General features: G+C 66.0%; 8 protein-coding genes. 5 read left to right on the top strand and 3 right to left on the bottom strand.

Annotated features, from left to right (window positions below):
• Positions 1–450 precede the first annotated feature (450 nt).
• The gene (locus tag ABIG06_RS15230) at positions 451–3,282 is read right to left on the bottom strand and encodes an ATP-binding protein (protein ID WP_370137644.1); all 2,832 of its coding nucleotides are present in this window, start codon (positions 3,280–3,282) and stop codon (positions 451–453) included.
• Positions 3,283–3,476: 194 nt separating this feature from the next.
• Between ABIG06_RS15230 and ABIG06_RS15235 the strand changes: the two genes are divergently transcribed.
• The 4 genes from ABIG06_RS15235 to ABIG06_RS15250 all read left to right on the top strand — a co-directional run bounded on the left by ABIG06_RS15235 (position 3,477) and on the right by ABIG06_RS15250 (position 6,438).
• The gene (locus ABIG06_RS15235; protein ID WP_124161297.1) at positions 3,477–3,896 is read left to right on the top strand and encodes an organic hydroperoxide resistance protein; all 420 of its coding nucleotides are present in this window, start codon (positions 3,477–3,479) and stop codon (positions 3,894–3,896) included.
• 34 nt (positions 3,897–3,930) lie between these two features.
• A complete protein-coding gene (locus ABIG06_RS15240; protein WP_370137646.1) occupies positions 3,931–4,959 on the top strand; it encodes an alpha/beta fold hydrolase in 1,029 nt (342 codons plus the stop codon).
• A gap of 72 nt (positions 4,960–5,031) precedes the next feature.
• Positions 5,032–5,595 carry a cytochrome P460 family protein gene (locus ABIG06_RS15245; RefSeq protein WP_370137648.1) on the top strand — a complete coding sequence of 188 codons (564 nt, stop codon included), beginning with the start codon at positions 5,032–5,034 and terminating at the stop codon, positions 5,593–5,595.
• An 18-nt stretch (positions 5,596–5,613) separates the two neighbouring features.
• On the top strand, positions 5,614–6,438 hold the full coding sequence (locus ABIG06_RS15250) for an SDR family NAD(P)-dependent oxidoreductase (protein WP_424578308.1): 825 nt from the start codon (positions 5,614–5,616) through the stop codon (positions 6,436–6,438).
• Between the two features lie 10 nt (positions 6,439–6,448).
• Here ABIG06_RS15250 and ABIG06_RS15255 read toward each other — a convergent pair whose 3' ends face one another.
• Together ABIG06_RS15255 and hemA are read right to left on the bottom strand one after the other, a co-directional pair.
• Positions 6,449–9,958: a PAS domain-containing hybrid sensor histidine kinase/response regulator gene (locus tag ABIG06_RS15255; protein ID WP_370137651.1), complete on the bottom strand. Its 3,510-nt coding sequence runs from the start codon at positions 9,956–9,958 to the stop codon at positions 6,449–6,451.
• A 182-nt stretch (positions 9,959–10,140) separates the two neighbouring features.
• Positions 10,141–11,370 (bottom strand): 5-aminolevulinate synthase, encoded by a 1,230-nt coding sequence (gene hemA / locus ABIG06_RS15260; protein WP_370137652.1) that lies wholly within the window; start codon positions 11,368–11,370, stop codon positions 10,141–10,143.
• Between the two features lie 335 nt (positions 11,371–11,705).
• Between hemA and aroQ the strand changes: the two genes are divergently transcribed.
• Positions 11,706–12,137, top strand: a complete 432-nt coding sequence (gene aroQ, locus ABIG06_RS15265) for a type II 3-dehydroquinate dehydratase (RefSeq protein ID WP_124161303.1) — start codon at positions 11,706–11,708, stop codon at positions 12,135–12,137.
• Positions 12,138–12,144: the final 7 nt, after the last annotated feature.

Below are 12,144 nucleotides of genomic sequence, written 5' to 3' on the forward strand. Positions count from 1 at the left end.
CGTAACGGCAAAACCGTGTGGTCCTGGCCGTCGTTGCTACGGTCAAGCGCTTGCGGAGGCGGCAGTCGCGTCAACCGGCGCGGCGCCGGTGAATTTCGCTGGGGCGAGGGAGGCCAGAAGGAACTCGGCTCTCGGGAGAGCGCGGCATAAGCCGTCCGACCATCGCGCAGGGAAGGCCGTGTGTTCGGCTTCACCTGTATGCTGCTGTGCGGTTCTTTCTGCGTGTGCATTTCGCGCAGCGGACCGCGGGTGCCAGGTCAGCACCCGGCCTTCCCTGCGCCCTTTCTTCCAAGGGCGTGACGCGAAGCGCAAAACTCGGGCGAAACGCGCCGGGAGAAGGGCGGAGCCATGTCTGCGAGTCCAGATGCTGGTTTGAGGTCGACAGCGGTTCACCTTGCGTCATTGCGAGGAGCGCAGCGACGAAGCAGGGCACGCCTACGGGGTGATTCGCTACAACGTGGCCAGGAGCACGCTGGCCGCTCTGATATCCGCCGTATCGGAGCCCTCGGCAAAGCCCTCGAGCGCCGATTGGAGCCATCGCTTCGCCTCGTCGCGCTGCCCGCGTCCGGCAAACAGCCCGGCGAGATCGATCGCAGCGCGCAGCGCCCAGGCCGTGGCGCCTTGCCGGCGACTGAGATCCAGCGATTGCATGAAGTGGGCTTCTGCCTGCTCGGCGTCGGGCTCGGGCCGCGACAACAGAACTCTGCCTTTCATCCGCAGCAATTCCGGCATGTAGAGATGATCGCCGCTCTGTTCGACGAGCCGGATCGCATCGTCGATCAGGCGCGCGCTCTGCTCGATCTGTCCAAGCGCCAGCAAGCCTTGAACCAGCGCGATGTTGAAGGTCGTGGTGAGCAGTTCGTAGCCGGCCTCGTGGAGCTCGCGCAGGCAAGCCCTGATCGTCTCGACGCCATGCGCGGCGTCTCCCCGCCGGATCGCCAGCTCGCCTTTCACGCCGCGGCCCACAACGAGATAGGGACCCATCGACCGGGATTCGGCGTGTGCGATGAACTGGTCGATGCTCTCTTCCGCGCCCTCGAGATCGCCGCCCCAGAGCGAGATCGAGACCGCCCAGATCAGCGCGATGCAGAGCGTGATCGGGTGCTCCATCTCCGCGGCGTCGGCAACCGTCTGCTGCGCCAGTTGCAGTGCATCCGCGGGCCGACCCTGCAGCCAGAGTTCGCGCGCCAGCGTGATGCCGGCGCGGTTGCGATGATCGAAGCCGTGAATTGTGCTGATTCGTTCTGTCCCCGGCGCTTGCCAGGCGGTCTCCGCCATCTCCAGCGCGTCGCGATGCTCGCCGGCCAGGTGGAGCGAGACTCCGAGGAGCGAATGGGCAAGGGCGATCGAGCCGGGATCGCCGAGCGCTCTCGCGACCGCAAGGCTCTGCTGCGCGTAGCCAAGCGCGGTGTCGAACTGTCCCATCCGTTCGTGGAAGATGTGCATGCGGCCGAGCAGCTGGAGCTGGTTCGGCGCGTCGCCGCGCGCCTCGGCGATCGCAAGGCTCCTGCTCAAGGCCATGCGCGCCGCCTCGCTGCCGCCGCGCGTGAACACCAGGGTCAGTCCGAGGGCAGCCTGGATGTGCATTTCCTCGGCGCTGCCGCGCGAGGTGGGAGCAATCGCAAGCAGCGCCCGTTCCGACCAGCGCCGGCATTCGGTCAAGAGCGACATCGCGAGGAAGATCGGCGCTGCCGCGGCGGCGAGCGCAATGCCGGTCCTGGCGTCGCCCCCCGCGCCAAAACACCAGTCCAGCGCGGCACGCACGTTGTGAAGCGCGGAGAAGTGGATCGCCCGTTCGTCGGCGTTCGGCGTTGCAGCCCACGTCTTGCCGGCCTGTTCCAGCCATCGCCGGTAGTAGCTCGCGTGACGGGCGGCGAGCGCGGCGTCGTCTGGCGCTATCTCGAGCAGATAGGCGCGCGTGATATCGAGCAGACGGTAGCGCATCATCGCGCCGATCGGCCGCGGTGCGACCATCGATTTGGCAACGAGACTGTCGATGGCGCCGAACAGGTGGGAGCGATCGGCGCGTTCATCCGGCACGACCTCGAGTGCCGCGTCGATGGTGAAGTGGCCTGCAAAGACCGCCAGCCTCCGCAGCACGAGGCGCTCGATGTCGGACAGCAGCCCGTAGCTCCAGTCCAGTGTCGCCTGCAAGGTCTTCTGCCGCGGCGGCGCGGTGCGTTGGCCCTGCCAGAGCAGATTGAGGCGCTCGTCGAGAAGCGCGGCGGTCTGCTCCAGGCCGTAAGCTTCGACCCGGCCGGCGGCGAGCTCGATCGCCAGGGCCATGCCGTCAAGCTTGCGGCAGATCCGCGCGATGATCGCGGCATTGGCGTCGTCGAGCGCGATCTGCGCGCCGCCGGCCATGGCACGTTCGAGGAAGAGTTGAAGTGCGGGGTAGGTCTGTGCCGCGGCGACCGTCAGACCCGCGCCGTCGGGCGGAACCGCGAGCGGTGCCAGTCGATAGACCTGCTCGCCCTCCACCCGCAGGGCTTCGCGGCTGGTGGCGAGGATATGGACATCCGGCGCAGCGTGGAAGATCTCCGAGGCCAGCGGCGCCGCCGCGGCGATGACATGCTCGCAGTTGTCGAGGATCAGCAGCATCCGCTTGTCCCTGACATGCGCAAGCAGCGCGGGCAGGGGATCGTCGGTCTCGGCCGGCAAGCCAAGCATCAGCAGGATCGAGGTGATCACGAGATCGGGATCGCCGAGTGCGGCAAGGTCCACGAAGTGCGCGGCATCGGAGAATATCTCGAGCAGGTCGTGGGCGATCGCCACCGCGACGGCGGTCTTGCCGACGCCGCCTGGCCCGGCGATCGTGACGAAGCGCGAGTTGAGGAGCTTGTTGGAGATCGCGGCGATCTCCCCGTCGCGTCCGACCATCCGTTGCAGCCGGTTCGGCAGCTTGACCGGAGGCAATTCCATCCGCGGTGCGGTACGCCGCAGTGCCGGAAGCTCCACTTGCGAGATCGGCGCCACAAAGCAATAGCCGCGGCCGGAGAGCGTGGTGATATATCGCGCGCCGTCCTTGCCGTCGCCGAGCGCCTTGCGAAGGGCTGCGATGTGAAAGCGCAGATTGGCCTCTTCGACGGTGATGCCGGGCCACACCAGTGCCATCAGATCCCATTTGCTGACGACCTCGTTCGGCCGCGACATCAGCACGATCAGTGCGTCAAAGGCCTTCGCGCCCAGCGGCACCGCCACGCCGTCACGCGTCACGAGCCTTTCATGTGGCGCCACGGTGAATGGTCCGAACGAGAGTCTTGGCCCGGTCGGCGTAGTCATCGCGAAATCTTGCTCATTGGGAACCCGGATAGCCAGCAGGCAGCGATCCAGCAAGGCCGGCTTTGCATCGGCATCAGACCGTGTTTGCAGGCCTCGTAACAGGTTCTCCGCCGGCCTCACAACTTCTCACAACACCAAACGCGTCTCCCGGGCGCGCCGCTGATAGTCAGTTGCGCGACGGCAAGGAGACTTTCATGACCCAGGCGGCGAAACTGCTCTACACGGCCCGGACGCACACCAGCGGCGGGCGGCACGACGGCATGTCGCGCAGTTCCGACGGTCGCCTTGACGTCAGGCTGTCGCCGCCGGGCGGGACTGGCATCGGCACCAATCCCGAGCAGTTGTTTGCGGCAGGCTGGTCGGCCTGCTTCGAAGGCGCCATGGAACTCGCGGCGCGCAAGCGGAAGGTGATCCTTCCCAGGAAATGCGCGATCGATGCGGAGATCGATCTCGTGCTCGACGAGGGCGCCTACTCGCTGCGGGCGCGCCTCAATGTCAGCCTGCCGGGTCTCGATCGCGAGATCGCACGCGGCATCGTCGATGAAGCCCATCGAACCTGCCCATATTCCAAGGCCGTCCGTGACAACGTCGACGTCACGGTCGCGCTGGTCTGACGCACCACATCAACCACCAGAAGGTAGCAACACCATGAAGCAGATCATCAATGAGCATCGCCGCCAGTTTCTCGGCATCGCCACAGGAGCCGTCGCCGTTGGTCTCGGCGTGGTCGATCTCGCGCGTGCCGAGACCGAACCGCTGCGATCCTCGGTGTCGAATGCGTCCTTCGGCGCGATCAAGCAGATCGACGCCGGCGTTCTCAACGTCGGTTATGCGGAGGTGGGGCCCTCGAACGGTCCCGTCGCGATCCTGCTGCACGGATGGCCCTACGACATTCATGCCTTCATCGATGTCGCGCCGATCCTGGCGAAGGCCGGCTATCGCGTGATCATCCCTTATCTGCGCGGCTACGGCACGACGCACTTCCTCTCCGGCGAGACGCCGCGCAATGGCGAGCCTGCGGCGATGGCCGCCGACATCATCGCGCTGATGGACAAGCTCGATATCAAGAAAGCCGTCGTCGCTGGCTTCGACTGGGGCGCGCGCACCGCCGACATCATCGCCGCGCTGTGGCCGGACCGCTGCCGCGCGCTGGTGTCGGTCAGCGGCTATCTGATCTCCAGCCAGGCTGCCGGCAGCGCGCCGTTGCCGCCGCAGGCGGAGCTGCAATGGTGGTACCAGTTCTACTTCGCGACCGAGCGCGGTCGTGCCGGATACGAGAAGTACACGCACGATTTCGCCAAGCTGATCTGGAAGCTCGCCTCGCCCCAGTGGAAGTTCGACGATGCCACCTTCAATCGAAGCGCGGCGGCGCTCGACAACAAGGATCATGTCGCGATCACGATCCACAATTACCGCTGGCGGCTCGGGCTTGCTCAGGGCGAGACGAGATATGAGCATCTCGAAAAGAAGCTCGCGGCAGCTCCGCAGATCGAGGTGCCGACGATTACGATGGAAGGTGACGCCAATGGCGCGCCGCATCCCGACCCGAGCGCCTACGCCAAGAAATTCTCGGGCCGATATGAGTTTCGCCTGATCACTGGCGGCATTGGCCATAATCTGCCGCAGGAAGCACCGCAAGCATTTGCCAAGGCCGTGCTCGACGCCGACGGCGCTTGAGCATTTGTCGGCACCTCGGTCCAGCCCGGCCGGATCGAGGATCGCCCTGTTGATCCCAGCTTGAAGAACGTCATGTCGCCAACCGAACCTGAAAAGAAAAGGTCCTTCTACGCCACGATGATCGTGCTGACGGTGGCGCTGCTGGTCGTGCTCCTGACCTGCGTGCCGTATCTCGTCACGATCGCCTCCGCAGAGGGGCCGGCGGATCAGAGCGCGGCGGATGCATCGCCGATCTTCGGTGTCACGATTCCGCAAGGCTACAAGCAGTGGGAGTTGGTCGCGCCGGCCGAAGAGGCGGCGCCGCTCGACGAGCTTCGCGCTGTGGTCGGCAACCAGACCGCAATCGACGCCTATCAGGCCGGAAAACTCCCGTTCCCTGACGGCACCATCCTGGTCAAGCGCGCCTGGAAGCGGAAGCAATCGCCGGAGTTCGCGTCCGCAACGATTCCCGGCGCCGCCGCCACGGTCCAGGTGATGGTCAAGGATTCCAGGAAATACGCCGCCACCGGCGGCTGGGGCTTCGGCCGCTTCATCAACGGCAGGCCGGTGGACGAGGCCCAGCATCGCACCTGCTTTGCCTGCCACGAGGCTCGCGCCAAGAGCCGCGATTACGTCTTCACGCGCCTGGCGCCCTGAGGCCATCCGGAGACCGTCATGTCCAAGACTTGGTTCATCAGCGGCAGCTCGCGCGGGCTTGGCCGGGCGATCGTGGAAGCCGCGCTCACGACGGGAGATCGCGTACTTGCGTCGGCCCGGGATCCAGAGCCACTCGAACCGTTGCTTGAGCGCTTCGGCGAAAGGCTTCGGCTTGCAACCCTCGACGTGACGGACGAGGCGGCAGCGCAAGCAGCGGTCGGCTTGGCGGTGCAGACATTTGGCGGCGTCGATGTGGTCGTGAACAACGCCGGTTACGGCGATCTCGGATCGGTCGAGGACACCAGCCTGACGACGTTCCGTCATCAGATCGAGGTCAACCTGATCGGCACCATCATCGTCACCAAGGCCGCGATTCCCGTGCTGCGTCGGCAGCACCGCGGGCACATCGTGCAGGTCTCATCCGTCGGCGGGCGCATTGGTGCTACGGCCCGCGCAGCCTATTCGGCCGCGAAATGGGGGATCGAGGGCTTTTCGGAATCGCTGGCGCGCGAGATGGCGTTGATCGGCGTGAGCGTGACGATCGTCGAGCCCGGCGGTTTTCGCACCGGCTTTGCCCGGACCGCACATGCGGCCGGCGAGGGACGGCCGGAGTACGACGCGGTCGTTGGCGCCGCCGTCAGGATGCAGCGCGATTACGATGGCCGCCAGCCCGGCGACCCCGCCAAGGCTGCAGCCGTCGTGCTGAAGCTCGTCGACATGGATCGGCCGCCCTTGCGAATTGCGCTCGGCAGCGATGCCGTGAACGCCATCGCGGCGGCGGATAAGCTTCGTCTCGAGGAATTGGAGACGTGGCGCGCGCTGAGCGTATCGACCGACTACTGACTCGCGAATCTCACTCCGCCGCCACCATCTGCTGCGTGCGCCACTGACCCAGCAGGGCACGGAGCGAAGCCGGCTTCACGGGCTTGTTGAGCACCGCGATCTTCTCGTCCCGCGCGGCGACCTGCACGGCGGGGCTGCGGTCGGCGGTGATCAGGATCGCAGGGATGCCATCGCCGAAGCGGCGGCGGATCTCGCGGATGGCGGCGATGCCGTTGCCCCGATCGAGGTGATAATCGACAAGCAGGCCAGTGACGCGTCTTCCGGCTGTTTCGATTGCGGCGATCGCACCTTCGGGGTCGGCGACCGCGATCACCTCGGCGTCCCAGGCTTTCAAGAGCGTGCGCATGCCGTCGAGGATCGCCGCATCGTTCTCGATGCAGACGATCAGCGCGCCCGAGATCGGCGTGCGCGCCAGCGGCGTTGCGCTGGTCACGGCCGCGGTGTGGGTGATCGCCTTCGCCGTCGGCACCGTCACGGAGAACACCGAGCCGCCGCTGGCAGTGGCGTCGATGGCAATGCCGTGCTTGAGCACGCGTGCCAGCCGCTCCACGATCGATAACCCCAGACCCAGGCCGCGCGCGATCCGCGCGCCCTGCTCCAGGCGATGGAATTCCTTGAAGATCTCGCCGCGCTTGACCAGGGGGATGCCGACGCCGGTGTCGTAGACGCAGATCTTGAGCGAGGTGCCGCGGCGGCGGCAGCCGACCAGCACGCGGCCGCGCGGGGTGTACTTGATCGCGTTCGAGATCAGGTTCTGGAGCAGGCGCCGCAGCAAGAGCCGGTCCGACTCGACCGGCAGCGAGCAGGGCACGAAGGTGAGCTCCAGGCTCTTGGCGCGCGCGATCGGCGCGAACTCGATCTCAAGCGAGCGCATCAGGTCGGCCATCTTGAAGCTCGAGATCGAGGTCGTCATCGCGCCGGCGTCGAGCCTGGAGATGTCGAGCAGCGCGCCGAGGATCTCCTCGATCGCCTGCAGGGATTCGTCGATGTTCTCGACCAGCCGGGTCTCTTCGCCATCGTGCTGGCGCTCGACGAGGCTGGTGACATAGAGCCGCGCCGCGTTCAGCGGCTGCAGGATGTCGTGGCTGGCAGCGGCGAGGAAGCGCGTCTTGGAGATGCTGGCGTCCTCCGCCGCGCTCTTTGCCTGCGCCAGCTCGGAGTTCAGCCGTGTCAGCTCTTCGGTGCGGTCGCGCACGCGTTTTTCCAGCGTCGCATTGGCGCGCTCCAGCGCTTCCGCGGCTTCGAACGTGGGCGTGACGTCGGTGAAGGTGATGACGAAGCCGCCGCCGGGCATGTGGTTGGTGAGCACCTCGATCACCATGTGCCGTTCCGGCAGGCGTTCGAGATAGGGCTCGCTGTCGGTGGTGTAGGCGGCGAGGCGCCGCTCCAGCGCCGCCTCGCGTTCGGTCGGATCGTCCGGATCACCCACCCCGATGAATTCCAGGATCTCGCGAAGCGGCGTGCCGAACTGGATCAAATGCGGGGGAACGTTGAGGAGATCGCCGAACTGCCGGTTGGAGCAGATCAGTTGCAGATCGGCATCGAACACGGCGATGCCCTGGCGCACGTGGTTGAGCGCGGTCTGGAGGATCTCGCGGTTGAAATGCAGCGCCGCGTGGGAATCGTCGAGCAGCTTCAGCGCGGCCTTGGCGGAGACCGTGCGCTTGCGCAGCAGCAGCGACATCACGAGGCGAGACGAGGCGGCGCCGATGGAGGAGGCAATCAGGTGCTCGGCGTGCTGCAACAGCTCGAAATCGGCAGGCGCCCCGGGCTCCAGCCGCACGTTTCGCCGTGCCGAGAAGGCCTCGAAGGATTGCCTGGCGCGGTCGGGTCCGAGATATTGCGCGACCGTTGTCTGGATGTCCTGCACGGTGACGCTGGTGCGCCAGCGGCGGAAGCTCGGGGAGATTGGCGCGAGCGTATTGGGCACGAACAGGTCGGCCTGCAGCAGCTCGATCGACGAGGGCCTTCGCGCCAGCGACAGCAGCACATAGGTCAGGATGTTGAGCGACAGCGACCAGATGACGCCGTGCATCAGCGGCGGCAGGTCGGCGCCGAACAGCGCCTGCGGCCGCAGTGCTTCGATGCCGAACGGGCCGTGCTGGAGCAGCAGGATTCCCGTGGTCGAGGAATCCATGAAGCTCGGCATGAACAGCGTATAGAGCCACACGGCGAAGCCGACACCCATGCCGCCGATGGCGCCGCGCGCGGTCGCGCGCCGCCACAAAAGCCCGCCGAAGAAGCTTGGTGCAAGCTGTGCGATGGCGGCAAAGGAGAGCAGGCCGATGGCCGCGAGCTGGGTACTGCCGAGCGCGCGATAGTAGAAATAGGCCATCACCATGATGGCGAAGATCGCGAGCCGCCGCGAGCGCAGCAGGAAGTTGCTGAAATCGGCACCGCCGGTGCGCCCTTCCGGCCGCCGCTGCAGCACCAGGGGCACCACGAGATCGTTCGAAACCATGATGGAGAGCGCGACGCATTCGACGATCACCATCGCGGTCGCTGCCGAAAGGCCGCCGACGAAGACGACGACGCTGAGCAGGTCTGCGCCGCCCTCCATCGGCAGGGCCAGCACGTACATGTCGGGATCGGCGGCACCGAATGGGAACGTCACGAGTCCGGCAAGCGCGATCGGAATCACGAACAGATTGATGGCGACGAGGTAGAGCGGGAACAGCCATCGCGCCCGACCGACCTCCGCATCGGACGAATTCTCCACCACGCTGACGTGGAACTGGCGCGGCAGCAGCATGATGGCGCACAGCGAGAGCAGCGTCATGGTCAGGAAATTGCCGATCGACGGCGAATAGTTGATGGCGCGCACCGCCTCCGGCGTCTTCATCGCGCGCTCGATCAGCTCCTGCGGCGAGAACATCCAGAAGGTGACGAAGATGCCGGCGGCGAGGAAGGCGATCAGCTTGATGATGGATTCGGTCGCGACTGCCAGCATTAGGCCGTGCTGGTGCTCGGTGGCGTCGGTCTGCCGCGTGCCGAACAGCACGGCGAAGGCAGCCATCGACAGCGTCACCATCAGCGCCACGTCGCCGACGAGTGGGATGTGGGAGAAGGCCTGGTCTTCGGTCAGGATCGTTTCGAGCGAGGAGGCCACCGCCTTGAGCTGGAGCGCGATGTAGGGCACCGAGCCGATGATGGCGATCAGCGCCACGGTGGCGGCTACCGCCTGGCTTTTGCCGTAGCGCGCGCCGATGAAATCGGCGATCGAGGTGATGTTGTGGGCCTTCGCCAGCTGGATCACGCGGCGAAGTACGCCGGCCCCGAGCCCAATCATCAGGATCGGGCCGAGATAGATGGCGAGGAAGTCGGTCGAGGTGCGGGTGGCGAAACCGACCGAGCCGAAGAAGGTCCAGGAGGTGCAGTAGATCGCCAGCGACAGCGGGTAGATCAGCCCGGAGGCGCGGCCGGGCCCGGCCGCCGACCGGCGGTCGCCGTGGCTCGCCACCAGGAACAGGAAGCCGATATAACCGAACGCGGCGGCGATCACGCCCCAGTCGTGCAGCATGGTGAGCGTGCTTCTCCCTGGGCGCTGCCAGCGCCCGAGCTCATTTTCCCTGCAAGCTTAGCGCGTTGGACGGGTGTAGGCGACAGCGAAATGCCGCGCCCGGGGGAGGAACCGGGGTTGTCGTTAAGGTGCGAGCGCGCACCCACGGGCGCCCAACCTTCCTCCAGGGGAGGGTAAGAACCCTACTCCGCTGCCAGCGACTTTTCGCGCAGCGGCAGGCTGAGGCGTTCCCAGACTAGGAGCACCGCTTCGGCGAGCTGATCGATCAGACCGTCGTCGTGATAGGGCGAGGGCGTGATGCGCAGGCGCTCGGTGCCCTTGGCGACGGTCGGGTAGTTGATCGGCTGGATGTAGATACCGTGCTCTTCGAGCAAGAGGTCGGAGGCCTGCTTGCACTTCTCGGGGTCGCCGACGAACAGCGGTACGATGTGGGTGTCGCTCGACATCACCGGCAGGCCGGCGGCATTGAGGATCGCCTTGACGCGGGCGGCGCGGTCCTGGTGGCGTTCGCGCTCCCAGCTCGAGGTCTTCAGGTGCTTGATCGCGGCGGTCGCCGCCGAGCAGACCGCCGGCGGCAGCGCGGTGGTGAAGATGAAGCCCGGCGCGTAGGAGCGCACGGCGTCGATGATCTGGCCATTGGCGGCGATGTAGCCGCCGAGACAGCCGAACGCTTTCGCCAGCGTGCCTTCGAGGACGTCGATGCGGTGCATCACGCCGTCACGCTCGGCGATGCCGCCGCCGCGCGGGCCATACATGCCGACCGCGTGGACTTCGTCGACATAGGTCATCGCGCCATACTTCTCGGCGAGATCGCAGATCCTGGCGAGCGGGGCGACGTCGCCGTCCATGGAATAGAGGCTCTCGCAGACGATCAGCTTCGGCCGATTGGGGCCGGCCGCCTTCAACAGCTCCTCGAGATGGGCAAGATCGTTGTGGCGGAACACGACCCGCTCGCAGCCGGACTGCCGGATGCCTTCGATCATCGAATTGTGGTTGAGCTCGTCCGACAGGATCAGGCAATTCGGAATCAGCTTTGCGATTGTCGGGATGCCGGTCTGGTTCGAGACATAGCCCGAGGTGAACAGCAGCGCGGCTTCCTTGCCGTGGAGATCGGCGAGCTCGGCTTCGAGCTGAACCAGCGGATGGTGCGTGCCCGCAATGTTACGGGTGCCGCCGGCACCGGTGCCGACGCGCGTCGCGGTCTCGACCATGGCGCCGACCACCTTCGGGTGCTGGCCCATGCCGAGATAGTCGTTCGAGCACCAGATCACGACGTCGCGCTTGCCCTTGGACGAGTGCCAGACCGCGTGCGGAAACCGGCCGGCCGTGCGTTCGAGGTCGGCGAAAACGCGATAGCGCCGCTCGGTGTGGAGACGATCGAGGGCGGAATCGAAGAACTGGTTGTAATCCATCGGCAAAACCTGCAACGGAACCCGGCCATGACGGCCGCTCAATTTTTAGAGCTTTTCGAGCTCCAATGTCTATGCGCCAGCACACATTTGAGGCAAGGCGAGCGTGCCAATTGATAACCGCCGGTCCGGCCGCGATTGTTGATTTGGATCAAGCGCCTAACACGGGGACTGCCGGGCCGGGAACCGGACTGGTCGGGAGGCCGGGCTGCCGTGGACATTTTGTCCATGGCGCGCGCTCCATCCATGATGGCGGATCTGGCGGCGCCGACGCCGTAGCCTCACCCGGCTGGAGCAGCGCGCCCGTCAGCCGGACAGCCCATGCGAAAGGAAGCCCGATGAAGCGTGTCATGATTCTCAATGGACCCAATCTCAATATGCTCGGCATCCGCGAGCCGCACATCTACGGCACGACGACGCTCGCAGAGGTCAACGCGAGCTGCGAGGATGTCGCCGCCAAGCTCGGGCTCAAGCTCGCCTTCCACCAGTCCAACCACGAGGGCGTGCTCGTCGATCTGATCCAATCGGCGCGGCAGGACGCCGACGCCATCATCATCAACCCGGCCGGTCTCTCCTTCACCTCGGTCTCGATCATGGACGCGATCAAGACGTTCGAGGGTCCGGTGCTCGAGGTCCACATCTCCAACATCCACGCCCGCGACGAATACCACCGGCACTCCAGGATCTCGTTCGTGGCGACCGGCGTGATCTGCGGGCTGGGACCGTTCGGCTACATCGCGGCGCTGCACGCGATCGCGAACATGAAGTGAGCTGGCG

Origin of the sequence: Bradyrhizobium sp. USDA 326 (assembly GCF_049739485.1) — a bacterium.
Taxonomy (GTDB): Bacteria; Pseudomonadota; Alphaproteobacteria; order Rhizobiales; family Xanthobacteraceae; genus Bradyrhizobium.

Excerpts from the sequence above, each read along its gene's own strand:
- ABIG06_RS15230 (WP_370137644.1), bottom strand. The coding sequence starts at position 3,282 with ATGACTACGCCGACCGGGCCAAGACTCTCGTTCGGACCATTCACCGTG.
- ABIG06_RS15235 (WP_124161297.1), top strand. The coding sequence starts at position 3,477 with ATGACCCAGGCGGCGAAACTGCTCTACACGGCCCGGACGCACACCAGC.
- ABIG06_RS15240 (WP_370137646.1), top strand. The coding sequence starts at position 3,931 with ATGAAGCAGATCATCAATGAGCATCGCCGCCAGTTTCTCGGCATCGCC.
- ABIG06_RS15245 (WP_370137648.1), top strand. The coding sequence starts at position 5,032 with ATGTCGCCAACCGAACCTGAAAAGAAAAGGTCCTTCTACGCCACGATG.
- ABIG06_RS15250 (WP_424578308.1), top strand. The coding sequence starts at position 5,614 with ATGTCCAAGACTTGGTTCATCAGCGGCAGCTCGCGCGGGCTTGGCCGG.
- ABIG06_RS15255 (WP_370137651.1), bottom strand. The coding sequence starts at position 9,958 with ATGCTGCACGACTGGGGCGTGATCGCCGCCGCGTTCGGTTATATCGGC.
- hemA (WP_370137652.1), bottom strand. The coding sequence starts at position 11,370 with ATGGATTACAACCAGTTCTTCGATTCCGCCCTCGATCGTCTCCACACC.
- aroQ (WP_124161303.1), top strand. The coding sequence starts at position 11,706 with ATGAAGCGTGTCATGATTCTCAATGGACCCAATCTCAATATGCTCGGC.